The sequence below is a fragment of the Hwangdonia lutea genome, assembly GCF_032814565.1.
Classification (GTDB): Bacteria; Bacteroidota; Bacteroidia; order Flavobacteriales; family Flavobacteriaceae; genus Hwangdonia; species Hwangdonia lutea.
This window is the reverse complement of sequence record NZ_CP136521.1, coordinates 1,838,334-1,864,345: the sequence shown is the minus strand read 5'-3', so window position 1 is coordinate 1,864,345 and position 26,012 is coordinate 1,838,334. Positions and strand designations below refer to the sequence as shown.

The following is a 26,012-nucleotide window of genomic DNA, read 5'->3' as shown; positions in this document are numbered from 1 at the left end:
TTAAAACTAACATTTAACAGATAGCCACGTCGTTCCTCCTCGCTATGACGAAAAAAAAGATATAGCGGAAAGCCCGACCTACTTTTTTACAACGATAAGTAGATTTTTAAAACCTAATGTTACATAAAAAAGTAGGTAACGCCCAAAGTATTTTAATTTCCGTATTCCTTAACGGCATCTATAAACGCCTTGGCATGATCTAATGGGATGTTTGGTAAAATGCCATGACCCAAGTTTACAATGTATTTGTCTTTGCCAAATTCGTTAATCATTTGATGCACCTTTTTTTTAATTTCCGACGGCGGGGAAAATAGTCGCGTTGGGTCGAAATTGCCTTGAAGCGTTATGTTACCGCCTGTTAAATAACGGGCGTTTTGTGGCGAGCAGGTCCAATCGATACCTAAGGCGGAGGCGTTGGATTTTGCCATATCGCCAAGGGCGAACCAACAGCCTTTACCAAAGGCGATAACTGGCGCATCGTCTTTTAAAGCTTCAATGATTTGATTGATATATTGCCACGAAAATTCTTGATAATCGGTTGGCGATAGCATGCCACCCCAAGAATCGAAAACCTGAACCGCATTTACACCCGCTTTTACTTTTTCTTTTAAATATGCAATGGTGGTATCGGTTATTTTTTGCAATAATTGATGTGCCGCTATTGGGTTTGTAAAACAGAATTCTTTGGCTTTATCGAAATTTTTACTGCCTTGACCTTGCACGCAATAGCACAAAATGGTCCAGGGTGAGCCTGCAAAACCGATTAAGGGAATATCGTTATTCAATAATTCCTTCGTGGCTTTTATGGCTTGATACACATAGTCCAATTCTACCGTAACATCAGGCACAATAACATTATCGACATCCTTTTGGGTACGCACCGGATTGGGCAAATACGGCCCAAAATTAGGTTTCATTTGCACCTCGATATTCATGGCCTGCGGAATAACCAAAATGTCGCTAAATAAAATGGCGGCATCCATACCGTAACGGCGAATGGGTTGTACCGTAATTTCGCTGGCGAGTTCTGGCGTTCGGCATCTTGTAAAGAAATCGTATTTCTCTTTGATGGCCATAAATTCTGGTAAATACCGACCTGCTTGACGCATCATCCAAACGGGTGGGCGATCAACAGTTTCTCCTTTTAATGCTCTTAAAAATAAATCGTTTTTTATCATAGTCTTAAAAAGACCTGTCAGGTTTTTTAAACCTGACAGGTCTGATAATTAAATTTTAAACATAATGCTCATTAACCAACTCAATCACACTTTCCACTGTTGGTACTTTGGCAACCCTAACATCGTTAAAGTGTTTTTTTGCTTCTTTTGCTGTGCTTTCGCCAATGCAAAATGCGATGACCTCAGCGTTGTTTATTTTAACAAAACTCTGCACCGTAGACGGGCTGTAAAACATAACGCCTTCAATAGAATCGTTAACTTTTACACCATCGTATTTGGTTTGGTAAGCTTCAACTTCGTTTACTTTTATATGGTTTTCTTCTAAAATAGTAGGCAAATCGTCTAACCTTAAATCACTACAAAAATAAGTAACTTCGGTTCCATCCATATATTCAACTAAATATTCGGCTAAGGCTTTAGCGTTTTTTTCGGAATGTGTTACTTTACCAATTTTCTGTTCTACCAAACGTTTGGTGCGCCTGCCCACACAATAGATGTTTTTAAACTGCAATTCGGCTGCTGAATAGTTGGTAATTAACGATTCAACCGCATTTTTACTCGTAATGATTACATTTTCAATTTCATGCTTTAGAAACCTTGGGTGAATTCGGTTTAAGCTTATTTTTATAAAATCGATACTTTCAGCCTTTACTTTTTGGTGAAACAAAAGACGCTGGCTTTCGGTAAGCGATTTTGTGGAATACACGTTGGCTTTTTTTGTGGAATTTTTAATGGTGTCCATTAATCGTTTGCCACCACGCTCAATAACAAAATCGGCACAAAACTTAGCCATGTCTTGGTGTTCCCCCAGTTTTTTAACACGAGTTACATCGATTCTTTTAGTGCCATCTTCACTAAGCAAAACACCTTTAAAATGCACTTCTTCGTTTTTTATATAAGCGAGTGCGCCAATGGGTGCTGTACAACCGCCCTCGAGTCTATTTAAAAATTCACGTTCAATATTGATGCAAATTTCAGTTTCCTCGTGATTAAGTTCTCTGCAAATGGCTCTAACTTCTTCGTCGTCCTCCAAAGCCGTAATCATTATAGCGCCCTGTGCCGGCGCAGGAACCATCCAATCTAAATTAATGGCTTCTTCGGGTCTTACGCCAATACGCCCAATACCTGCTGCTGCGAAAATAGTGCCGTTCCAATCCTCGTTATCCTTAAGTTTTTGCAGTCGGGAATTCACATTACCACGAATGTCTGCAATGGTATGGGTTGGGTATCTGTTTAACCATTGTGCTTTTCGGCGTAAACTACCGGTTGCAATGGTGGCATCCTTGGCGCTTAAAAACTCTTCGTTATTTTTAAAAACCAGTGTATCGTTAACGTTTCCGCGTTTTATTACGCCGGCTTGCACGATGCCTTTTGGCAACAAGGTAGGTACGTCTTTTGAAGAGTGAACGGCGATATCGATGTCGTTATTCAACATAGTAATATCCAGGGTTCTCGTAAAAATACCCGTAATGCCTAATTGATACAAGGGTCGGTCTAAAACCAAATCGCCTGTAGATTTTACAGGCACTAATTCTGTTTTATGACCTAAATTTTCGAGTAGTTGTTGTACGGTTTTAGCTTGCCATAGTGCTAACTCACTATCGCGCGTACCAATTTTTATGATTTTAGACATTTGTTTTTGTAGATTCTTCTAGCTGAAATACTTTTTTAATAAGGTCGAGACTCTCGTCGGTAGAAATGTTGTCATCTTTTAAATGATGCGCAAAATGATTGGTAATTTTTTGAATGATATTATTACTAATTATTTCAGCTTGCTTTTCGTTAAAGTCTGACAGTTTTTTACGCTGTGTATCCAACTCAGCGGTTTTAAAATCGTTTAACTTGTGCTTTAAAGCTTTAATGGTTGGCGCAAATTTTCTGGTTTCCAACCAATCGTTAAATTCGGAATTAACCTCTTCAATAATCGCTACTGCCAAAGGAATGTGCTTTTTTCTTTCCTCTAAAGTTTGATCTGTTAATTTTGATAAGTGATCTAAATGCACCAACGACACGTTTTCCAATTCAGTTACGTTTTCATCCACGTTTTTAGGAATGGACAAATCTAAAATTAAAAGCGGTTTGTTGGTATTAATCAAGTGTTTATCAATCGTTGGGCGCTGCGCACCGGTTGCGACAATCAATATCCCCGAAGAATTAATTTCTTCCTGTAAATTGGCATAATCCTTAACCACCAAATTAAATTTTCCAGCAATTTTTTCGGCCTTATCCTTCGTTCTGTTTATTAAAGTAATTTGTTCATTTTTGGTGTGTTTAACCAAATTCTCGCAAGTGTTTCTGCCTATTTTTCCGGTACCAAAAAGCAGGATGTTTTTATTGGATACGTTTTCAATGTTGTTTAGAATATACTGCACCGAGGCAAATGATACCGATGTAGCTCCCGACGAAATATTCGTTTCGGTTTTAATACGCTTGCTCGCTTGAATAACGGCATTTACCAAACGCTCGGAAAACGGATTGAACAACCCAAATTTTCTGGATAGTTTAGCGCTTTTTTTAAGCTGACTAATAATTTCGAAATCGCCTAAAATCTGGCTGTCTAAACCCGAGCCCACACGAAACATGTGCGCAATGGCATCTTTGTTTTTATAAACGTACGCTACTTTTTGAAACTCGTCAACCGTCCCCCTCGTGTTATCGCAAAGCAACTGAATCAACTGAAAAGGATGCTGTGCAAAACCGTAAATTTCGGTCCGATTGCATGTTGAAGTTACTATCAAACTCTCAATATCATTGGCTTTAGCTTGGTTCATCAATGCTAATTTAGCATCTTCATCTAAGCTAAAGTGCCCTCTAATTTCAGCATCGGCTTTTTTGTAACTTAAACCAATAGCATAAAAGTAGTTACTTCTTGATATATTATATTTTTGCATTAGTGTTTTGTAAATTCCTTAGCAAATGTATATTTATGATTAGAATAAAAACAACGCTAAAAGAACTTTTAGTATCGTTTGTGGTTTTTTAAGCTTTTTTTTGAACAATATATGATAAATGTCATATTTTTGTAGTGAAATCAATGGGTTTTGACCTATTAGTTTAGAATGAATCTAAATAAAGTAGAATGAATAGCCAAGAAATTGCAAAAAAAAATATCGCTGAAAGTTCTTTTAATGAGACTCAAGTAGACGAGGGCTTTTTAGTTTTCACCTATAAAAACGATAACAACTTTGTTGAAAAAGTAACCCGTGCTATAGATTGCGACTACATCCAATTTCATTTTTGCGTTAAGGGGTTGAGTAAATTTCTTTTTAACGAAGGCCGATATGCTTTAAATATTCAAGAAGAAAACTCGTTGTTGCTTTACAATCCGCAACGCGATTTACCCATCAATTTAGAGGTGAATCCTAATTCGTGGATGGTATCTTTAATGATTTCAATTAAAAAATTTCACGGTTTGTTCTCTCAAGAAGCCGATTATATTTCATTTTTAAATGAAGATAACCGAGATAAAAAATACTATAAAGACGGCGTTATTTCGCCATCCATGGCCATTGTATTAAACCAATTAATAAGTTTTAATCTCAATCAGTCTATAAAAAGCCTTTATTTTAAAGGAAAAGCTTTTGAATTGTTAAGTTTGTATTTTAATAGAAGTGAAGACGCCGATATTGAGCAATGTCCGTTTTTAGTGGATGAAACCAACGTTATAAAAATACGAAAAGCCAAAGATATTATTATTTCCAGAATGGCAGAGCCCCCAACTTTACAGGAACTTTCTGATGAAATAGGATTGAACCTTAAAAAACTAAAAGAAGGCTTTAAGCAAATTTATGGCGATTCGGTTTTTAGCTTTTTATTTGATTACAAAATGGAATTCGCCAGAAAACTATTGGAAACCGGCGACCACAATGTTACCGAAGTTGGCCATAAAGTGGGTTACAGTACATCAAGCCATTTTATTGCTGCTTTTAAAAAGAAATACGGCACAACACCAAAAAAATATTTAATGTCTCAGGCATAAAAGTCCCGCAAAGTTTTAATCCCGAAGTATCGGGGCTTGCAGGATTATAAAAAAATAAAATGTAAATGAAAGGAATATTACTAGTAAACCTTGGATCTCCAGACAGTCCAACCCCAAAAGATGTAAAAAAGTATTTAGGCGAATTTTTAATGGACGAGCGTGTTATCGATATTCCGCTCATTGCCCGTACCGCTTTGGTAAAAGGCATTATTTTAAAAACACGCCCCAAACAATCGGCGGCGGCTTATAAAAAAATATGGTGGAAAGAAGGCTCTCCGCTTATTGTAATCTCTGAGCGATTACAGAAAAAAATTCAAAAGCAAACCACGATGCCTGTGGCATTAGCCATGCGCTACGGTAGTTTAACCATTAAAAAAGGGCTTCAGGAATTGGTTGACAAAGGCGTTACCGAAGTATTGCTTTTTCCGTTATATCCGCAGTTTGCCATGGCAACAACTGAAACCATTACGGTTTTGGCCGAAGAACTTCGTCAGCAATATTTCCCGCAAATTTCCATTGAATCGGTACCTGCATTTTACAACAAACCCGATTATATCGAGGTGCTTTCAAACTCCATAAAAAACCATTTAAAAGGTATTGATTACGAGCACTTGTTGTTTTCGTATCACGGTGTACCCGAACGTCATATTCGAAAAAGCGATATTACAAACTCGCATTGCAAAATAGACAAAAGCTGTTGCGTAACCCCAAGTAAAGCCCACGAATTTTGTTACAGACACCAATGTTTGGAAGTTACCCGACTGGTTGCCGAAAAACTACAGCTAAAAGAAAACAGCTATTCCACATCCTTTCAATCGCGTTTAGGATTCGACCCATGGCTGTTACCGTATACCGACAGAACCATTGAGCGTTTAGGCAAAAAAGGCATTAAAAATATGGCCATCGTTACACCAGCATTTGTTAGCGATTGTTTAGAAACCTTAGAGGAAATTGCCATGGAAGGTCAAGAGATTTTCCATGAAATGGGCGGTGAAAATTTCACTACAATTCCGTGTTTAAACGACGACCAAGAGTTTGTTGATTTATTGTCTGGTTGGATAAACGCATGGGCAGACAAAAAGCTTGAAACCGTATAATTTATGGATGATTTTTTAGACTATTACCAGTATATAAAAGCCTTTCATATTATTTTTATAATCACCTGGTTTGCCGGTTTATTTTACATTCCGCGCTTGTTTGTATATCAAATAGAAGCCTACCACAAACCCGCACCAGATAAGGATATTTTAGGCGCACAGCTTAAAATTATGGCAAAACGGCTGTGGCATATCATCACCTGGCCATCGGCTATATTAGCCACTTTTTTTGGCATCCTCTTATTTGTTTTAAACCCGTCTTTACTGCATCAACCGTGGATGCATGTTAAGCTTACCTTTGTGGTGCTCCTCATTTTATATCATTTAAAAACCCATCAATATTTTAAACAATTACAGAACGGTGTGGTAAAAAAAACATCCAGTTTTATGCGTATCTGGAACGAAGGCGCCACCTTTATCCTGTTTGCCGTCATCTTTTTAGTCATCTTAAAAAGCGCCATAAATTGGGTGTTTGGTGTAGTCGGCATCTTTGTTTTGGGTCTATTAATTATGCTCGGATTTAAACTTTACAAAAACATCAGGGAAAAGAATCCCGAAGCTTAAAGTTTTTCTTTGGGCGTTACCTTGCCCTTCGACTGCGCTCAGGGTGACAGGTCGGGCTTTCACTACTCGCTTCCTCCTGCGTCGGCGAGCTCAAACATTTAGCCTGCGGTGAGCGCAGTCGAACCGTTCAATCCCTAACGCGCCTATCAGCAAAGTTATGTTTTTTTTAAATCAGCCTTAGCCTGTTTTGGTTCGATTATTGCTATATTTATGCTCGACTAGATTTTAAATGAAACTAAAAAAACTCTCCTTACGAACGCGCATTTTTTTAACCATGATTCTCTTGGTTTTATTGGCGTCTATTTTAATTGCTGGCGTTGCCATTTATCAGTATCGCGAAGAAACAAAAGACTACCACAAAGAGCGTTTGGAGCGTAAAGAGCAAAATATAAAAACGCATATCAGTAGGGTTTTAAAAAGCCGTCAAAATACCTGGGAAGTTAAAACCGAAAACATCCCATTAATCTTTAAGGAAGAAATTGGGAATATTGCCGAAATACACCGATTGCAAATCAATTTATACGATTTGGAAGGCACGCTTTTAATCTCATCAAAAGCCAATATTCAACCCAGTGAAAAAGACAAATGTATTGCCGCCGAAATTTTAAACAACCTATCGCATACCCTGGAAATAAACAGTATTACCAATACGCCAGAACATCGGTTTGTAGATTATCACAAAGAAAACGGGGAAACTTTTCAATCTTTATACACTTATATTAACGATAGAAAATCAAAACCCTTAGCCATATTAAATATACCCTATTTAGAGAACGACGATTTTTTAACCAAAGAGCTCAACGAGTTTTTGGAGCGTATTGCCTACGCCTATTCCTTTGTGTTGCTTATGGCTATTGGGGTTGCCTTTTTACTTTCAAAATACATTACCAAATCGCTTAAAACCATTAGCGATAAAATCAATACCACACGATTGGAAAAGCGCAACGAAAAAATTGTGATTCATGATACCAGCGAAGAAATTTCAACCCTCGTAAAATCGTACAATAGTATGATTGACGAGCTTGAAGAAAGCGCCGTACAATTGGCAAAAAGCGAGCGCGAACAAGCGTGGAGGGAAATGGCAAAACAAGTGGCACACGAAATTAAAAACCCGTTAACACCCATGCGTTTAACGGTTCAAAACTTTCAACGCAAATTTAATCCGCAGGACGAAAACATCGATAAAAAAGTAGATGAATACAGCAAAACCCTAATCCAGCAAATCGATACCATGAGTTCGATTGCCTCGGCATTTTCAAACTTTGCAAAAATGCCAGCGCAACAAAACGAAACCTTAAACGTGGTAAAAATCATTAAGCTGGCCTTAGATATTTTTAACGAAGATTATATTCATTTTCAAGCCGATGACGACGAGATTGTTGCCAAAATGGATCGCACACAACTTATTCGGGTGGTTACCAATTTGGTGAAAAACGGCATTCAATCCATTCCGGAAGATAGTGAGAACCCCAGCGTGGTGGTTCGGGTAACTTCCCAAAACGACCACATCAACATTGTGGTTTCCGATAACGGCAAAGGCATCTCCGAAGAAAATAAAACCAAGGTTTTCGAGCCCAAATTCACCACCAAAACCAGTGGCATGGGTTTAGGGTTAGCCATGGTAAAAAACATTGTGGAAACCTATAACGGCAGTATCACTTTTACATCAAAAAAAGATAAAGGCACAACATTTACAGTAACATTTCCAAAAGCATTACACCATGAATTACAATAACATTTTAACCGCATTCAACAAGGGCATTACAACCATTACCATAAACCGCCCCAGTAAATTAAACGCTTTAAACAAAGCCACGATTACAGAATTGCACGAGGCTTTTAAACAGGCCGATACCGATAAAAACACCAAGGTTATTATTGTAACGGGCAGCGGCGAAAAGGCTTTTGTGGCGGGCGCCGATATATCGGAATTTGCGCATTTCGATTCTAAAAAAGGCAAGAAACTCGCCAAAAAAGGTCAGGAGTTATTGTTCGATTTTGTCGAAAATCTAGGCACACCAACCATTGCCGCTATTAACGGTTTTGCGCTTGGTGGCGGATTGGAATTGGCTATGGCCTGCCATTTTAGGGTAGCCAGCAACAATGCCAAAATGGGCTTGCCCGAAGTGTCCCTTGGGGTTATTCCAGGGTATGGCGGTACACAACGTTTGCCACAACTTATAGGCAAAGGGCGCGCCATGGAACTGATTATGACCGCAGGTATGATTGACGCCAATCAAGCCCTGAGCTACGGTTTGATAAACCACGTAACGGCACCCGAAGAATTATTGACGCTTTGCGAAAAAATTGCCGGTAAAATTACACGAAACTCCTCGGTGGCCATTAGCGCTGCCATTAAAGCCATTAACGCCAACTATAAAGACGGTACCAACGGTTTTGATGTTGAAATTTCGGAATTTGGAAACTGTTTTGATACCCAAGATTTTACCGAAGGGACTACGGCGTTTTTAGAGAAGCGGAAGGCGGAGTTTGTGGGGGAGTAGTTTTGTTCCTTATTGCTTAATTTATTTCAGATATATTTCGTCTTTCACGTAACTTGCGTTTAGCCAAAAACAATGTTTCGTATATTCAGTCAATCCTGTTAATTTATCTGCGACAGGTAATTCAAAAGTATCTGCTGCATTTCTTGCGTGTGGTCTAACGTGACTTATTCTGTTTTCAGTTTTCTTTGGCAAAAAAGTTTTTATTATTCCTTATTCAGTTATTTCTTTTACGGTTTTCTTTTTTATTATTAAAATTACTTCACTCTATAATTACAGAAATTGCATTTGTTAAGCTAATAAAAAAGCTTTGTTTATTGATACACATTGTCGGTTGATTGAAACATACAATTAGTATAGTTTCGAATTATGATAAATAACTTTCTCTTAAAAGAATTTGGCAAAAGAATTCGTTACTTAAGAACTCAAGAAAAATTGAGTCAAGAACAACTTTCTTATAAAACAGGATTTCACAGGACTTACATAGGAATGATAGAAAGAGGTGAAAGAAACATTTCACTTACCAATATGGCTGTTTTTGCAAAAGTGTTCAATTTGACAATTGATGAACTTCTAAAGTTTAAGAAAGCTACAGAATTACTTAAACACTATAAATTAAAAACAGAAGATTAATGTCAAGAAAACATTCATTCAAATTGACAATATCAAATAATGTTACAGAGAAACAAGGAATAAATTATCTGATTGAAGAACAAACAGGATTTTTCAAAATAGATAAAGATATGAAAAAGGAACTTTTGGATAGAGTAAATATTCCTCATAATTATCTGCAATCATTTGATATGGTTTACATTCCTAAATTAAGAGGTATAAAATTTGAAAAAGACTTTATTGAAACTCATCTAGATGAAATTCTATTTGTAGAATTAAAAACAACCAAAAAACACCTTCCTGAAAACCCTAAAGGATTCTTTTTTGGTGCTACTGAAAATGAATTCAATTTTGGTAAATTATTAGGCGATAGATTTAGATTTTGTTTTGTTTGTTTAAATGAAAAATCTCCTTCGCATGCAATGTTAACTATTGAAGAATTCGAAAAGATTATAAGAAATAAAAGAATTCAATTTCAAATAAATTTGTGATTTTTAAGAAATTTCACAATCTATTTTAAAATATGAATTTTTATACTCTTCAAGAAATTCATCTTTTGAATATTTGTAATCATCGCAGAATACAATATTATCCATGATATCAAAGAAGTAATAAAAATTATTTTTTTGATATAACAACCAAGTTGAAGTTAATAATCCTCTTCTTTTTGAAAGTTGCATTCCATTAGTGTTTATTTTATCAAATTGTTTTAAAAGTTCTTCAGCTTTCATCAATTTTCTTTATACATATAATTACATAAAAGTAGACTAACAAATCTAGCCGAATATTTCTACAAAATCAATATAAAATGTACAGATATTTATCTCTTTTTTTACTTAAACCTCAACTCATCAATTTTGTTAATAACCCATCCTACTTTTAACACTTTCCAATACAAATAATACCTAATTTTAAGGGGCTATATTTTCTGTAATGAATCCAAAATCTACCATAAAAGGGCGTGGTGCCCAACTAAACGTCTCCAATCGTTTTTTCGAATTGAGCCACGACATACGCGACGACTTTCTGGAGTATTGCCAAAAGGAAGGTGAAACCAGCGACAAAAACAAAACGCTGTATTTGGAGGTGTTCCCTAAAACCATTGTGAATAAAGTGGAAAGCCCCGATATTGGGATGGCCTACTCGATGAATCCATACCAAGGTTGCGAACACGGTTGCGTGTACTGCTACGCCCGAAATTCGCACGAGTTTTGGGGTTATAGCGCGGGTTTGGATTTTGAGCGCCGGATTATGGTAAAAAAGGACGCGCCAAAACTATTGGAAGCATTAATTAAAAAGAAAAGTTGGAAAGCCCACCCCATCGTATTGTCCGGAAATACCGATTGCTACCAACCCGCTGAAAAACAATTTGAAATTACCCGACAGTGTTTACAGTTTTTTTTAAAATACAAACACCCGGTGGCCATTATTACAAAAAACGCTTTGATTTTAAGGGATTTGGATATTTTAAAAGCATTGGCTACCGATAATCTCATTGGTGTAAACCTATCGATTACATCGCTGAATGAAGATACACGACGCCTTTTAGAACCTAGAACGGCCAGCATTAAAAAACGATTGGAAACGGTTAAAACCTTAAGCGAAAACGGGATTCCTGTTAACGTGATGTTGGCACCCATTATTCCCTCTATAAACAGCCACGAAATTTTACCACTGGCCAAAGCCGCATCGGACAACGGCGCCCTGGGCATCGCGCACACCATTGTAAGACTTAATGGCGCTATTGGCGAAATTTTTACCGATTGGATTAAAAAAACCATGCCCGATCGCGCCGATAAAGTATTGCACCAAATTGAAAGTTGCCACGGCGGCAATTTAAATGATAGCCGTTACGGGACACGCATGCACGGTGAAGGTAAAATTGCCGAACAAATAAATATGTTGATTCGTTTGGCGCGGAAAAAATATTTTAAAAACAAAACGATGCCCAAACTAAACTGCGATTTGCATGAATCATTTAAAGATGGTCAGTTAAAGTTGTTTTAAAATGGGCTCGGTTTTAAATAAGCTACTCAAACTTTATATAATCAATTTCGATATTAAAATCTCCAGCTTTACCGTCGCTAACAATCAAAGCAATATTAAAGACTTCCTTTAATACTTCTAACGGCATGTTTTCGCCTATTATTTCTGAAATTCGGTAATGTTTAAATTCCGTAATATTAATTTTTAATTCTTCCCAATCGGTTGATTTTGGGGTAAACGTAAATTTATGATAAGGTATGTAGTAACGTTGCGACGTTTTAAGCGACAACCCAAACGTTCTGTGAGTGCTCGAGCTTTTAAAGCGTATCGTCATGGTTTTACAGTCTTTTAAACGACCTTTTTCAATAAGCGTACGGATACTAGCAAAACCACCATTATTATCCAATGATGTTTCTCCCTTAAAAAGTATCGCGTTATCATTCTCGGTTAAACTTGATGTTGATACGCCACCCATAACCCCATCGTTAACAATGCGCCATTTTTCAGTGTTATGTTGTGTGCCAAAATTAAAAACAATGCCCGAAGCGGAGGAAAGAAGTGCCATAAGTATAAATACTGTTTTCATAAGCTTAAAGCTAATGTAAAATAATTAGATATGGTAAATTCGACCTAACAATCATATAATATGCTGATTATTATAATTTACCTTTTTTATCAGGTTGAGTATTTCCACTGTGCTCAGCATAGGCTCAGTAGAAACCTTTTAAGGTGTTAGACTTTTAAAGACCTTTCGACTGCGCTCAAGGTAACAACACACTATTTTATTGCTTATTCGCGCAAAAATGATGAGCATTTATATCAAACCAACAATAAACAACCTTAAGCTTAAAAGAAACTTAACCGTTTAAATTTTACCCTCCCATTCAGCATAGAACTGATTGAGAAAATCAAGCATGTAATCGTGCCTTTTTTGGGCGATTTCCCTCCCGGTTTGGGTATTCATTTGGTCTTTTAACAGCAATAATTTTTCGTAAAAATGATTGATGGTTGGGGCATTTGACGTTTTATATTCCGCTTTGCTCATATTGAGATTCGGTGGAATATCTGGGTTATAAAGCGCCCTGTTTTTAAAACCGCCGTAATTAAAACAACGGGCAATGCCAATGGCACCAATGGCATCGAGCCGGTCGGCGTCTTGCACGACTTCCAATTCTATCGATTTGAATTTTTGTCCTTTTTCAAGCGATTTGTTAAAGGATACATTTTCAATAATGTTTACAACATGTTCGATAATTGCGGAATCTACGTTGTGTTTAAACAAAAACTCACGTGCTATTTTGGGGCCAATGGTATCGTCGCCATCATTAAATTTACTATCGGCAATATCGTGAAGCAACGCCGCCAATTGCACAATAAACACATCAACATTTTCACTTTTGGAAATGAGCAATGCATTTTTATGAACACGCTCAGTATGGAACCAATCGTGTCCGCCTTCAGCATCAGCGAGTGCTTCTTTTACGAAAGTTTTGGTTTTGTTTATGAGTTCTTCGGAATTATACATGGGGTAAAGATATAGAGGTTGTCTAAAAAAACAAGTATAATGTCATCTTGAGCGCAGTCGAAGCACTCAACTTTAAAAGACTTTTTAGATAGCCTTTGATTTAAGAGTTTAATAAAAAATCACTATTTAGCAACCGCAGGCTCCACCCATTTAAACTCATAAGAATTTTCAGGGATTTTAATGCGGTCGGCTAAACGTAGCATTCTGTTTGGGAGTTTCATGAGGTAATCCCTGGCTTTTTCGGCTTCGTCGGTGAGGTTGGTGATTTTATCGATTTCCCAGCGATCGATTAGTTTTTGCAAAATATCAACATAATCTCTTGAGGTGTACACGCCAATACGTTGCGCGGTATTTGAAAACTCTTCGAAAGCGGTACTTATTTTATCTCCCGATTCTCTTAAAAAATGCGCGGGCATCGTAATTTTTTGTTTCATCATATAATGAAATGCTAGCATCATTTGGCTGGGATCGACTTTAAAAATACGCTCCACAAATTCAGAATACGCATGGTGGTGACGCATCTCGTCGCCCGAAATAATCTTACACATTTTAGCCAATTGCTTATTCCCTTTTTCTTTGGCGAGTTTTGCCACACGGTTGTGCGACACATAAGTGGCCAACTCCTGAAAACTGGTATAAACAAAGTTTTTATATGGGTCTCTATCGGTGCCAATATCAAAACCATCGGCAATTAAATACTGTGTGGTTTTTTCAATTTCGCGCATGTTTACCCTTCCTGAAAGGTACAGGTATTTGTTAAGCACATCGCCGTGGCGGTTTTCTTCACCGGTCCAATGGCGTACCCATTTTGCCCAAGCGTTTTCTCTATCTTGTTGTTTAACACCTTCAACATCCATGAGCCACGATTCGTAGGTTGGTAAGGCTTCTTCGGTAATCATATCGCCTACTAAAACCACCCAAAAATCATAGGGTAATTCTTTTGACAATTCTCGTATTTCTGTAACTTCCTCAAAAAAATTGTTCCCCTCAGAGTTTGGTAAAAAATCTGTGGGTTGCCATATTTTTTCTATTGGAATCAGGTATTTTTCTATTAGAGATTCTACGTCTTTTTCTAAAAACTGCATTACCTCTAATCTCACATTTTTCGCAGACATCGTTTTTATTTTTAAGGGTGAATATGTTCTTTTATAGTGGTTTCAACACTATGTATAAGCGCTTGCTTATCTGTAAAGGTACTAACTTTTATAGGCTTATGCACGGTAAAAGTAATATGCGTGCCTAATCCCATAGGAAATTTACCGTAGCGCAAGGTTTTCCAGGAGTTATTTATGGAAATAGGAACCACCATGGCCGATGGTATTTTTTTAAATAGTATTTCCAATCCTTTGGTCTGAAATGGTTTTGGTTCGCCGTTTTTACTGCGTGTACCTTCGGGGAAAATAACGGCAGCACGTTTGTTTTTTTCAATATACTCGCCAAATTTCATGATGGCGGGTAAAGATTGGCGCGGGTTCTTTCTATCGATTAAAACCGACCCACCATGGCGCAAATTATACGACACACTGGGTATGCCTTTCCCCAATTCTATTTTACTTATAAACTTAGGATGGTGTTTTCGCATGTACCACATAATGGGCGATATATCGTACATACTTTGGTGGTTTGCTACAATGATTAAAGGCTGATTGGTATCAATATAATGTGGATTATTAAAGCTAAAACGCGTGCCTAAAATATTTATGCAGCGCATAAGACAAAATTGTAAACAATCAACACTTTTTTTATGCGCTTGGTATCCAAAAACATTAAAACAAAACCATTGTATGGGATGGAACACCAGTAACGTCAATAAAAAAAAGACTAAATAAATAACCGTTAAAGGGTATGATAAGAGTTTAAGCATGCCCAAAAATACATAAAAACTTAGTTTTAATATATAGGAAAACCGATGTTATTTGTTGAAAAAATAAGACGAAAATTCGATTAAAATCCATTCTGAATTAAAAGATAGAAATGATATTTATGATTTCAAATTGAACTGAATCGAAAGGTATTGATAAAGGATGGTTATTATAGATTTTATACAGATAACTATCGGGAGCGCTCAACCTGACAAATTATCGGATTATTTATAAAAATTCATTTCATCCAAATATTCCCAAACATGTTGTGGCAACATAGGTTGAATGTTTTTGCCCGCTTTAATGGCACTGCGAATAAAGGTAGACGAGAGTTCCATTATGGGCGCATCGATATGATGTATTTTTTTATGATTATCGAACTGTGTTTCAACATGCCCTTTTGAAAGTCTTGGGTACACGTAAATATGATGGTTTTCGAGTATCAATTCGTAGTTTTTCCACTTGTGGAAACTCTTTAAATTGTCTTCGCCCATAATTAGCGAAAACTTATAATCTGGGTGTTTTTCTTGTAAATAAACCAGCGTATTTATAGTGTAATTAGGTTGTGGCAAGTTAAATTCTATATCGCTGGGTTGCAGTTTTGGATAGTCTTTGGTGGCGCGATAAACCATTTCCAAACGTTGGTAATTATCTAATAGGCTACTCTTTTTTTTAAACGGATTGTGGGGTGTCACCACAAACCATATTTGATCCAAATCGCTATGCTCTACCAAATGGTTTGCAATCACCAAATGCCCAATGTGTATGGGGTTAAAAGAACCAAAATATAAGCCGATTTTCATGTTTATAATTTCAATTATTTTTAGACCTGTCAGGTTATCAAAATCCTGAAAGGTCTTTTTAAGTCCCGATAGCTATTGGGACACAAAATCACTTATTAAAGTCTCGGCTTCTTTAAGTGCATTTTCCAAATTATCGTTTTCAATAATCACATCAAACAGAGGCGCCGTAGCCAATTCTGCCGAAGCCTTTGCGATGCGCATATTTATTTTATCGTCGCTTTCGGTTTTGCGTTTTTTTAATCTGATTTTAAGCTCATCGATACTTGGCGGCTTTACAAAAACGGCCAAGGTTTCATCGGGGAATTTGCGTTTTATACGCAATCCACCCGAAACATCGATATCGAATATAACGTGTTTCCCTTTGGCCCAAATACGCTCAACCTCAGTTTTTAAAGTGCCGTAAAAATTATCGCGATACACTTCTTCCCACTCTAAAAACTCGTCGTTTTTAATTTTGTTTTTAAATTCTTTGGCGGATAAAAAATAATAGTCTTTGGTGTCGATTTCCGTACCGCGTTTGGTTCGCGACGTTGCCGATACCGAGAATTCCAAATTTAGGTCTTTAATCCCCAATAAGTGCCTTACAATGGTTGTTTTACCAGAGCCCGATGGCGCCGAAAATACGATGAGTTTACCTTTGTTTTTTTTGTTTTGAACCAAGTTTATACTTTTTAAGAACGCTTCGAAAGTACTTCGAATACGCTCAGTGTGACATTTGTTTTCTTAATAGGCTTCTTTTAAAGCACATTCAGTAATTGTTCTTTAATTTTCTCCAATTCATCTTTCATTTGCACCACCAATTGTTGCATGGGCGCATAATTACTTTTTGAGCCAATGGTGTTTATTTCCCTGCCCATTTCTTGACTTATAAAGCCCAATTTTTTTCCGTTTGAATCTTTTGAATTTAAACTTTCAGCAAAATAATCTAAATGGTTTTTTAAGCGTACTTTCTCTTCGGTAATATCAAATTTTTCAATGTAGTAAACGAGTTCTTGCTCAAAACGATTTTCGTCGTATTTCTCTTTTAACTCTTCAATACCCTTTGTTAAGCGCTCGCGAACCCCATCAATTCTATCAGGATCCATGGCTATAACCTGCTCCAATAAATCGGCAATGGTAACGATACGATTATTAAAATCTTGCTCTAAAACCTTACCCTCAGATAAGCGGTAACTTGTTAAGTTTTCTATGGCGGTATGGATTTCAGTAAGAATTAATTGCCATTCGGTTTCGTCAATTTCCTCGCGAATGGTGTTTAAAGCATCCGGAAAACGAACTGCCATTTTTAGCAAATCCATATCATCACCATCAACCACTTTTTTTAATTGATTGATGTACTGTTTTACAACAGGCACGTTAATTTGTGTTGACGTATCCTCAGCTGTGGTTTCAACATAAATTGAAAAATCTATTTTACCGCGCTCTAATTTTTTGGCGAGAAGCTTTCTTATGGCCAGTTCTTTTTCTCTGTAAATTGAAGGCATTCTGGCATTTAAATCTAAATTTTTACTGTTTAAAGATTTAAGCTCTATCGTAATTTTTTTGGTTGGTAATTGTAATACAGATTTTCCGTAACCTGTCATTGAATGTATCATATTCAAAATATATTGAGTTGTGCAAAGGTAAGTAAAAGCTAAGGTTTAGAAAATGTATTGCTTACAATTAGTTTGGTTTCATAAAACTTCATTTTTCTACGGATTTGTAAAGTGGAGACTTTTAGCATAAGCATAGAGATTTAGTGAAAGCAACCTGTTGTGCATTTTGGCAGAATTCTGTCAATTCGAGTGAATTTTACGATAGAAATGAGTGAAATTAGTATCGAGAACAAGAATTTTTTGAACCATCTATGGGTTCTCGATACAATTTTTCATTCCTCAAAATCACTCGAACTGACATATTGAAATTATTTTCATTCAAAATGCACAACGGGTTTAAAGTAAATTAATATTTTTACAATCAATTTGATACCGATCTCCAATGAAAACCCCTTTAATTTGCTTTATTGTTTGTTTTTTAGCTTTTTTTAGTTGTAAAAATCAAAAGAAAGAAACGCTTGAAAGCAACAATAACATTTTAAGCGAAAGCACATTGGATAGTTTAATCAACCATCCACCAACAGGAATGGTTTGGATTCCGGGAGGTACTTTTTTACAGGGTGCTGTTGCGCATGACGATATAGCCATGTTGCACGAAAAACCACAACACGAAGTGCGCTTAGATGGGTTTTTTATGGATATCACCGAAGTCACAAACGCCCAATTTTCAAAATTTGTAGAGGCCACCGGTTACATTACCACAGCTGAAAGGGACATTGATTGGGAAGACATGAAAAAGCAATTGCCCGAAGGCACACCCAAGCCACACGATACCATTTTGCAACCGGGGTCTTTAATGTTTAAAAAAACCAAAACATCGGTGCCTAATTTATACGATTTTTCACAGTGGTGGCGCTGGGTGATTGGCGTGAATTGGAAACACCCAAGTGGAGTAGACTCTTCTATTGAAGGAAAAGAAAATTATCCCGTAACCCATATTTCTTTTGAAGATGCGCAAGCCTATTGCAAATGGGCAGGAAAACGCCTGCCAACCGAAGCAGAGTGGGAATATGCCGCCAGAGGGAACAAAGAAAACACCACTTATTTTTGGGGCGATGATGTAGGTTTACTCCCTGAAAAAGCCAATACTTGGGAAGGCGAATTTCCTGTGTTCAATACCTTAGAAGATGGTTTTGAAAGAACGGCACCCGTAAAATCGTATCCAGAAAACGACTTTGGATTGTACGATATGGCCGGCAATGTTTGGGAGTGGACCAACGATTGGTACAACGTAAATTATTATAAGGAATTAGCTTCGAAAAATACACCAGCAATCAATCCTAAAGGTGCAACTGAAGCTTACAATCCCAACAACCCGTATGTGCAGGAAAAAATTATAAAAGGCGGTTCTTTTTTATGTAGTTACACCTATTGCGCCAGTTACAGAATTTCATCTAAAATGGGATCGAGTACAGACTCTTCATCAGAACATATTGGGTTTAGAACGGTGGTAACACCAGAAATGTTGACGAGTGAATAGACATTTTTATTCTATAAACAACACCTCACTTCTTTCTGAAATTCCGTTTTCGTTGAATGCTTCAATCGTAAAATAATAAGGGGTATCTCGGTCTAAATTACGCATAAAATGTTCATTGGTATCGTAAATCTGCCACGACTGGTAAAGTTTGTTTGGAGCAATGCCCCAACGGATGTTATAGCCTTGTGCGCCGTTAACAGGATCCCATGAAAATGAGGCATCTCTACGGTCTTTTTGCCTTTTAATTTCAAAGCCTTTAACCTCAGCTGGTTTTTCGCCTAAACCCAATCCGAAGACTCTAATCTCGGACATAGCAAAGTTTGCACCGGGTACTTCAACGTTGTTATAACGTACATACTTCGCATTAACGGGTTTTTCTAAAACAATATAGGCGTTAGGCGCATCTATGTTGCTTTTGCTTCTGTCTACTACCTTTTGCCAATTTTCACCATCCTCGGAAGTTTCAATAGTAAAACGATGTTTCAATCCTTCTACGCGCGTGTAAATTCCCGATTCGTGGTCATGAAAATTTAGTTGAATAGCGTGGATGTTCCCGGGTTTTTTCATTTCAATAGTAATCCATTGTTTGTCGTTATTAGCCTCAGCCACCCAAAATGTTTTCGGATTTTCATCGGTTAAAACTTTGGATGTAATATGCCCTTCGGCATCTTTTTCAGTAGGTAATTCCGTTATTTTTACGTCATCATCATTAGACGTAAATTTCATAATTTGCATTAACGACGACGACACCGTAACATTTCCTTTATACGACAATAACATCCAACCATTATGTTGACCTGCTTTTGTGGGGTGATTGGGCGCATACCTTGGGTAGTCTCCATAATCGGTAATGGAATACATCAACCCTTCATCATCAAAATAGGTTGGAAACATACATAAACGACGTTCCCATTGCGCATTAGACGCCAGCGCCATAGTAGCAAAATGCCAGTACTGCCCATTGGTTTGTTTTACAGTAATGCCATGTCCCGCACCATTGGTAAATCCACCTGGTTTAAAACTCATGGGGTTATTTTTCATATACCTAAAAGGACCAAGTGGCGTGTCTCCAACATAGGCACCATCGGCATACACATTAAACTGCGTTCCCGGAGCGGCATATTGCAAATAGTATTTCCCGTTGTGCTTTGTCATGGATGCCCCTTCCATGTAACCTTCCTTTAAAGTTGGGTGGAAATTGTTTTCGCCAAATCGTTCCCATCCGTGTTCTTCTTCATTAAGGTTAATCAATTCTTTTCTCACGCCAGTTTCCAAAAAACGGTCGTCTTTATTCAGCATTTTTACGCGGATTGGGTGCACGTTTGATGAGCCCCAATAGAGATATGTTTTGCCGTCATCATCAATAAATAATTCCGAATCCTGAATGTTTTTAGAAATGGAAGCAGTTGGTGTCCAAGTTCCCTTTTTCGGGTCGTCTGTATAAAGAATACTCCCATAACCAGCAGGATTTCCTGCAAAGTAAACCAGCGAATCTTTGTAATTGAATGCCGTAGGTGCATTGCTTCCTTCAAAAAACCATTGCTTTGGTTTTATAAACTTCCAGTCTACAAGATCTTGGGAATGCCAATAGCCAAAGGAACGTGTAACGAACATATAATATTCGCCCCGAAACTCAATAACAGCGGGGTCAGCTCCTGAACGATACGATTTGTTTTTGCTTGAATTGTAAACCATATAGGTGTAGTCTATATCCAAAGGATTACAATAAGTTTTAAGGGTTTCTTTTGATGATTTTGATGTTTGATTTTCGAGGGTTTTTTCTGGATTTGATGTAGCTTCTTTACAAGATTGAAAACAAACCAAACTTATTAAACACACAATTATATTTGATTTTTTTAATAATTTCATGGGAATATTTTTTTAGACCTGACGGGTTTTAATCATTTAAAAATTAATGCTCATAAGCTGTCATAGGCTGGCCTCTTAATCGTTCAAAACCTTTATAGGCGCGTTTGATGGCTTCCGGACTGGCGCGTTCAAATTCTTTTTCGGTAACTTGATACTGCTCTTGTAGTTCAGCTAATCGCTGTCGCAAAATATGTTCAATTTCGCTATAAATTTCATCATCGATAACGTTATTGGTTTCCGATGGGTCTTCTCTTAAATCGTACAGCTCCCATTCGTCAATATCATCATAAACGTGAATCAACTTAAAGCGATCGGTTCTTATTCCGTACATCTTTTTAACCATGTGAAAGGCAGGAAAATCATAGTAGTGGTAGTATACAGCATCTCTAAAATCGACATCTTCAACAGCGTTGATCAATAATGGCTTTAAAGATTTTCCTTGCATATCTTCTGGAATATCCACTTGTGCAAAATCTAAAAAAGTTTGGGCAAAATCAAGGTTTTGTGTTAATGCCGTAACTTCGGTTCCCGGTTTTATAAGCTTCGGATATTTCATTAACATAGGCATTGCCAAGGATTCTTCGTACATAAAACGTTTATCGAACCAGCCTTTTTCACCTAAATAAAATCCTTGGTCGGTGGTGTAAACTACAATGGTATTGTCTTCTAAATTATTTGCTTTTAAGTAATCCAAAATTTTTCCAACACCTTCATCAACTGCGGCAATGGTAGCCAAATAATCTTGCAGATAGCGTTGTAGCTTCCATAAATCCAATTCTTTCCCCGATAAATTGGCGTCGTGAAACGCATCGTTTTTTGGCTGATAGGCCTTGTCCCATGCTTCACGTTGTTCGGTTGTCATACGGTCAAAATCTGTTTTCCACGGATTGTGTGCCAATTCTGGGCTACCTTTTTTCTTGGTCATTTTTAAATCGTGGCCTTCGTACATATCCCTATAAATGGTTTGATACTGCTCTTTTGAGGCCGTTGAGCCTTCATGATTTGTAAAATAAGTGTCGGGAACTGGAAAGGTAACCGCATCGTATTTATTAACATGGCGCAACGCAGGCATCCAATTTCTGTGCGGCGCTTTGTGCTGTACCATGAGCATAAATGGTTGCTCATCGTTTTTAATTTTATCTAAATAGCGCAGCGCATCTTCAGTAACAATATCGGTGGCATACCCTTGAACCATCGTAGTATCTACTTTTTTGGTTTTAGGATTTACGGAAATAAAATTAGGGTTGTAATAATTACCTTGGTCTTGTAATATGTTCCAATAATCAAAGCCTTCCGGCTCGCCGTGTAAATGCCATTTGCCAAACATGGCGGTTTTATAACCCGCTTTTTGCAAGAGCTTTGGATAGGTTTGCTGGCTGCCATCAAAACGGTTTCCGTTCATTCTAAACCCGTTAACATGACTGTGTTTTCCGGTGAGAATTACAGCACGACTTGGGCCACATATAGAATTGGTGCAGAAATTATTTTTAAAAATGGCACCTTCGTTGGCAATCCTATCAATATTCGGTGTTGGTGCCAATTGACTGATGGGGTGCCCGTAAGCACTTATGGCTTGCGTTGCATGATCGTCTGCCATAATGAAAACAATATTAGGACGCTGTTTTGCGGTTTCAATAGCCTCGTCTTTTTTTTCATTTTTACATGACTGAAAAGCAATAACAATAAGCACAAATAATAGGATTCTCTGCATTAGTTTTGGTTTGATTTTTTAGTAATTATTTTTTTGGTTTGAATGATTTCATCCTGCAACACGGTTTTACCGAAAAATTCAAAAACTGCATCCAGTTCATCAAACGGAATGGACGATAATTCGTGTCTGCCACCAATAACTTTATGAAAATAATATGACACTCCTAAATCATCTAATTTTTGAGCAATGGCTTCAGAGCCATCCAACAATAAATACCCTGGTTTTTCTGGGGTGCAATAATGATGTGGAGCACTTCCAAAGGGGACTAAATTATCGTCTGTTCCGTGGAATAAAACTGTTGGTAGTGCATTGTGCTTAGAAATATACTCAGCGTTTACCATCGCGCCAGCTAACGAAAAAACACCCGCAAAATTAACGTCTTTATAATCCTCTAATTCATCTACAAAAAATGATTTCATATATACTGCGTTCAATATGCCTTCCGCACCAGCACTACTGCCACCTGCTATGATTTTTGAGGAGTCAACTTGTAGTTTCTTTTTGTTATCTAAAATAAACTTTGCCGCATCCAAATAATCTATGGCCGCTTGCTTAAAAGTTTCCAGTTTATCGGTTTTGGGGCAATCGCAACCAAAACCGGTCTCGGTGCCTTTTCGCAACAACCTGTACGATATTGAAATGCCTATATAGCCTTTTGTGGTAACATATTCAGCCAGCTTTTGCTCGTGATGTTTATTGTCTCTGGTGCCGCCTGAAAAACCGCCACCGTGCATCCAAAGTAACACGGGTAAACTATCATTTGGTTTAACATTTTCAGGACTATGAACATCCAGTTTTAAAGTATCTGTACCTTTAATGGCGTAGGTGTACGTGATTTTGTTTTGAGACCACAGAAAACTGATTATGCTAAATAATAGCATGAAAAGTTTGTATTTTAGGTGTGGTTGTCTCATTTGTGTTTCCTTTGGTATAAAACTCAATTTAAAACCCACAAGATTTCCAATAAAACCTTGTGGATTTAGTTGCTATTAATCATTCTAAAGTGAATGTGTGTTCAAAATCGAAATCCGAAGAGCCTTTAATGGCAATTTCAAATTCACCGGGCTCTACCGTAAATTTTTCGTGGTTGAAAAATTTTAAATCTTCAGCAGTTACATCAAAACTTACTGTTTTACTTTCTCCTTTTTTAAGGAATATTTTTTCGAAGCCTTTAAGTTCTTTTACTGGTCTGGTTATGCTTCCCACTTTATCGTGAACGTAAAGCTGCACCACTTCGTGCCCATCGTAATCACCTGTATTTGTAATGGTTGCCGATGCCTTTAAAGTGTCTGAAAAACCTATAGTTTCCGTCGACATTTTAAAATTTGAATACTCAAAAGTGGTATAACTCAATCCGTGCCCAAAAGGGTAAAGCGGTGTATTTGGCACATCTAAGTAATTGGATTTGTAATCTTCTTTTGGATTGTTTGCAGGAATGGGTCTGCCCGTATTTTTCATATTATAATAAATGGGCACTTGCCCCACATTCCTAGGAAAGGTTACGGTTAGTTTCCCCGATGGGTTGTATGTACCAAACAACACATCGGCTACACCGTTACCACCCATAGTGCCTGGGAACCAAGTTTCTAAAATGGCATCGGCCAAGGTATCTTCTTCTGATAAATCTAGTGGACGGCCATTCATTAAAACCAACACGATTTTTTTGTTTGGAACAGCTTCGCGAATACGCTTTATCAATTTGGTTTGGCTACCGGGTAGTTTGATGTTGGTCCTGCTGGCGGCTTCACCACTCATATCGTAATCCTCGCCCATAACCATCACCACGATATCTGATTGTCTTGCCACATTAACGGCCTCGTTAAATCCGCTTTCGTCATCACCTTCAATTTCGCAACCTTTGGCATAGTTTATTTTAGCATCGGCAACATACTCTTGAATGCCTTGATGTACACTTATGGCTTTTCCTCTGCGGTCGCCTGCTGCCCCCCAATTACCTAAAATATTTTCTTTGTCTTTTGCTAAAGGGCCGATTAAGGCTATTGTTTTTTCTGACGTTAATGGTAACGCTTTTTCATCATTTTTAAGCAACACCGACGATATGGCCGCCGAATGTCTCGCCGCTTCTAAAAACTCGGGCTTATAAATGGTTTCTTTTTCACGTTGCTCATCACAATATTTATAAGGGTCGTCAAACAAGCCCAATTTAAATTTTGCCAACAGAATTCTTCGGCAAGCTTCGTTTACCAATGCAACATCCACTTCGCCTTCATTAACCAATTCCTCTAAATAAAGTCTGTTTGCACTACTCATCATATCTTGGTCTATGCCCGCTTCAATGGCCAACTTTGTGGCGTGTTTTTCATCTTTGGCAAAACCGTGTGGCACCAACTCATTAATGGCCGTATAATCGGTTACTACAAATCCGTTAAAACCCCATTCGTCTCTCAAAATATCATTAAAAATGAATTTATTTGCCGTTGCAGGAACGCCGTTAATTTCGTTAAAAGCCGTCATAAAGGTTTCTACGCCTTCATCAACAGCGGCTTTAAAAGGCGGCAAATAAACATTTCTAAGCTCTTCCTCTCCCATATTTACCGTATGATAATCCCTTCCGGCTTGGGCTGCGCCATAGCCTACAAAGTGCTTTGCACAGGCCAAAATGGTGTTGGTTTTGGAAAGATCGTCACCCTGAAAACCCCTAACATAAGCCCTAGTTATCTTGCTTGCTAAGTACACATCTTCTCCCATGCCTTCTGAAATGCGCCCCCAACGTGGGTCTCTGGCGATATCAACCATGGGTGCAAAGGTCCAATGGATCCCAACGGCCGAAGCTTCTTCGGCGGCAATGCGCGAACCTTTTTCAATATCCTCTAAATCCCAACTGGCAGCCAATCCTAAATTGATGGGAAATATGGTTTTAAAACCGTGGATGACATCGTAGCCAAACAACAACGGAATGCCCAAACGGGTATTTTCAACTGCCAGTTTTTGTAAATCTCTTGTGGCTTTTGCCGAATATACATTCAGCATCGCACCCACATTGGCTTCTTTAATATAGGTTCTGAAATTTGTATTTACCGTTGGTCCCGTAATTGCGCCACTACCACTGTACATAACCATTTGACCGACTTTTTCTTGTAAAGTCATTAAGCTCATTAAAGAATCGACCTTAGCGTCAAATACGGTTTCTGTAGTTGAATTGTTTTTTTTGTCTTCTGAAGTATTGCATCCTAAAAGGAACAAAGAAATGATTCCTATAAAAAGCATTGTTTTGGTTAGTGTTTTCATT

General features: G+C 37.6%; 24 protein-coding genes. 9 read left to right on the top strand and 15 right to left on the bottom strand.

What is annotated here, in order from left to right:
* Positions 1-152: 152 nt before the first annotated feature.
* The 3 genes from hemE to hemA are packed head-to-tail and all read right to left on the bottom strand — an operon-like array spanning position 153 to position 4,069.
* Positions 153-1,178 (bottom strand): uroporphyrinogen decarboxylase, encoded by a 1,026-nt coding sequence (gene hemE, locus RNZ46_RS08045; protein WP_316984867.1) that lies wholly within the window; start codon positions 1,176-1,178, stop codon positions 153-155.
* 55 nt (positions 1,179-1,233) lie between these two features.
* A complete protein-coding gene (hemC, locus tag RNZ46_RS08040) occupies positions 1,234-2,811 on the bottom strand; it encodes a hydroxymethylbilane synthase (protein ID WP_316984866.1) in 1,578 nt (525 codons plus the stop codon).
* Positions 2,804-4,069: a glutamyl-tRNA reductase gene (gene hemA, locus RNZ46_RS08035; RefSeq protein WP_316984865.1), complete on the bottom strand. Its 1,266-nt coding sequence runs from the start codon at positions 4,067-4,069 to the stop codon at positions 2,804-2,806. The genes hemC and hemA overlap by 8 nt, the downstream gene beginning before the upstream one ends.
* 188 nt (positions 4,070-4,257) lie before the next feature.
* Between hemA and RNZ46_RS08030 the strand changes: the two genes are divergently transcribed.
* The 7 genes from RNZ46_RS08030 (at position 4,258) to RNZ46_RS08000 (ending at position 10,422) form a co-directional block, all read left to right on the top strand.
* On the top strand, positions 4,258-5,157 hold the full coding sequence (locus RNZ46_RS08030) for a helix-turn-helix transcriptional regulator (RefSeq protein ID WP_316984864.1): 900 nt from the start codon (positions 4,258-4,260) through the stop codon (positions 5,155-5,157).
* A 65-nt stretch (positions 5,158-5,222) separates the two neighbouring features.
* Positions 5,223-6,254: a ferrochelatase gene (gene hemH, locus RNZ46_RS08025; RefSeq protein ID WP_316984863.1), complete on the top strand. Its 1,032-nt coding sequence runs from the start codon at positions 5,223-5,225 to the stop codon at positions 6,252-6,254.
* A gap of 3 nt (positions 6,255-6,257) precedes the next feature.
* The gene (locus RNZ46_RS08020) at positions 6,258-6,818 is read left to right on the top strand and encodes a CopD family protein (protein ID WP_316984862.1); all 561 of its coding nucleotides are present in this window, start codon (positions 6,258-6,260) and stop codon (positions 6,816-6,818) included.
* 229 nt (positions 6,819-7,047) lie between these two features.
* Positions 7,048-8,553 carry a sensor histidine kinase gene (locus tag RNZ46_RS08015; protein WP_316984861.1) on the top strand — a complete coding sequence of 502 codons (1,506 nt, stop codon included), beginning with the start codon at positions 7,048-7,050 and terminating at the stop codon, positions 8,551-8,553.
* Positions 8,540-9,322 (top strand): enoyl-CoA hydratase/isomerase family protein, encoded by a 783-nt coding sequence (locus RNZ46_RS08010; RefSeq protein WP_316984860.1) that lies wholly within the window; start codon positions 8,540-8,542, stop codon positions 9,320-9,322. Before RNZ46_RS08015 ends, RNZ46_RS08010 begins: the two co-directional genes overlap by 14 nt.
* A gap of 366 nt (positions 9,323-9,688) precedes the next feature.
* Positions 9,689-9,952 carry a helix-turn-helix domain-containing protein gene (locus RNZ46_RS08005; protein ID WP_316984859.1) on the top strand — a complete coding sequence of 88 codons (264 nt, stop codon included), beginning with the start codon at positions 9,689-9,691 and terminating at the stop codon, positions 9,950-9,952.
* Positions 9,952-10,422 carry a hypothetical protein gene (locus RNZ46_RS08000; RefSeq protein ID WP_316984858.1) on the top strand — a complete coding sequence of 157 codons (471 nt, stop codon included), beginning with the start codon at positions 9,952-9,954 and terminating at the stop codon, positions 10,420-10,422. Before RNZ46_RS08005 ends, RNZ46_RS08000 begins: the two co-directional genes overlap by 1 nt.
* Positions 10,423-10,425: 3 nt before the next feature.
* Here RNZ46_RS08000 and RNZ46_RS07995 read toward each other — a convergent pair whose 3' ends face one another.
* Positions 10,426-10,662: a hypothetical protein gene (locus RNZ46_RS07995; protein WP_316984857.1), complete on the bottom strand. Its 237-nt coding sequence runs from the start codon at positions 10,660-10,662 to the stop codon at positions 10,426-10,428.
* Positions 10,663-10,864: 202 nt separating this feature from the next.
* On the opposite strand from RNZ46_RS07995, the gene RNZ46_RS07990 reads away from it, so the two are divergent.
* A complete protein-coding gene (locus RNZ46_RS07990) occupies positions 10,865-11,938 on the top strand; it encodes a PA0069 family radical SAM protein (RefSeq protein WP_316984856.1) in 1,074 nt (357 codons plus the stop codon).
* A gap of 22 nt (positions 11,939-11,960) precedes the next feature.
* Here RNZ46_RS07990 and RNZ46_RS07985 read toward each other — a convergent pair whose 3' ends face one another.
* The 7 genes from RNZ46_RS07985 to RNZ46_RS07955 all read right to left on the bottom strand — a co-directional run bounded on the left by RNZ46_RS07985 (position 11,961) and on the right by RNZ46_RS07955 (position 17,702).
* Positions 11,961-12,503: a CIA30 family protein gene (locus tag RNZ46_RS07985; protein WP_316984855.1), complete on the bottom strand. Its 543-nt coding sequence runs from the start codon at positions 12,501-12,503 to the stop codon at positions 11,961-11,963.
* 279 nt (positions 12,504-12,782) lie between these two features.
* Positions 12,783-13,442 carry an HD domain-containing protein gene (locus RNZ46_RS07980; RefSeq protein ID WP_316984854.1) on the bottom strand — a complete coding sequence of 220 codons (660 nt, stop codon included), beginning with the start codon at positions 13,440-13,442 and terminating at the stop codon, positions 12,783-12,785.
* 122 nt (positions 13,443-13,564) lie between these two features.
* On the bottom strand, positions 13,565-14,557 hold the full coding sequence (locus RNZ46_RS07975; RefSeq protein WP_316984853.1) for an acyl-ACP desaturase: 993 nt from the start codon (positions 14,555-14,557) through the stop codon (positions 13,565-13,567).
* A gap of 11 nt (positions 14,558-14,568) precedes the next feature.
* Positions 14,569-15,306 carry a lysophospholipid acyltransferase family protein gene (locus RNZ46_RS07970; protein WP_316984852.1) on the bottom strand — a complete coding sequence of 246 codons (738 nt, stop codon included), beginning with the start codon at positions 15,304-15,306 and terminating at the stop codon, positions 14,569-14,571.
* A gap of 222 nt (positions 15,307-15,528) precedes the next feature.
* Positions 15,529-16,107 carry a nicotinate (nicotinamide) nucleotide adenylyltransferase gene (gene nadD, locus RNZ46_RS07965; protein WP_316984851.1) on the bottom strand — a complete coding sequence of 193 codons (579 nt, stop codon included), beginning with the start codon at positions 16,105-16,107 and terminating at the stop codon, positions 15,529-15,531.
* 72 nt (positions 16,108-16,179) lie between these two features.
* Complete coding sequence (gene gmk, locus RNZ46_RS07960) at positions 16,180-16,767, bottom strand: guanylate kinase (protein WP_316984850.1); 588 nt, start codon at positions 16,765-16,767, stop codon at positions 16,180-16,182.
* A gap of 77 nt (positions 16,768-16,844) precedes the next feature.
* Positions 16,845-17,702, bottom strand: a complete 858-nt coding sequence (locus tag RNZ46_RS07955; protein ID WP_316984849.1) for a YicC/YloC family endoribonuclease — start codon at positions 17,700-17,702, stop codon at positions 16,845-16,847.
* A 382-nt stretch (positions 17,703-18,084) separates the two neighbouring features.
* Between RNZ46_RS07955 and RNZ46_RS07950 the strand changes: the two genes are divergently transcribed.
* A complete protein-coding gene (locus tag RNZ46_RS07950; protein WP_316984848.1) occupies positions 18,085-19,182 on the top strand; it encodes a formylglycine-generating enzyme family protein in 1,098 nt (365 codons plus the stop codon).
* Between the two features lie 6 nt (positions 19,183-19,188).
* Here RNZ46_RS07950 and RNZ46_RS07945 read toward each other — a convergent pair whose 3' ends face one another.
* The 4 genes from RNZ46_RS07945 to RNZ46_RS07930 all read right to left on the bottom strand — a co-directional run bounded on the left by RNZ46_RS07945 (position 19,189) and on the right by RNZ46_RS07930 (position 26,011).
* The gene (locus RNZ46_RS07945) at positions 19,189-21,051 is read right to left on the bottom strand and encodes a family 43 glycosylhydrolase (RefSeq protein ID WP_316984847.1); all 1,863 of its coding nucleotides are present in this window, start codon (positions 21,049-21,051) and stop codon (positions 19,189-19,191) included.
* A 43-nt stretch (positions 21,052-21,094) separates the two neighbouring features.
* Complete coding sequence (locus RNZ46_RS07940; protein WP_316984846.1) at positions 21,095-22,762, bottom strand: sulfatase family protein; 1,668 nt, start codon at positions 22,760-22,762, stop codon at positions 21,095-21,097.
* Positions 22,762-23,643, bottom strand: coding sequence for an alpha/beta hydrolase (locus RNZ46_RS07935; protein WP_316984845.1), 882 nt, complete (start codon positions 23,641-23,643; stop codon positions 22,762-22,764). The genes RNZ46_RS07940 and RNZ46_RS07935 overlap by 1 nt, the downstream gene beginning before the upstream one ends.
* Before the next feature lie 112 nt (positions 23,644-23,755).
* Positions 23,756-26,011, bottom strand: a complete 2,256-nt coding sequence (locus RNZ46_RS07930) for a glycoside hydrolase family 3 N-terminal domain-containing protein (RefSeq protein WP_316984844.1) — start codon at positions 26,009-26,011, stop codon at positions 23,756-23,758.
* Between the last annotated feature and the right edge of the window lies 1 nt (position 26,012).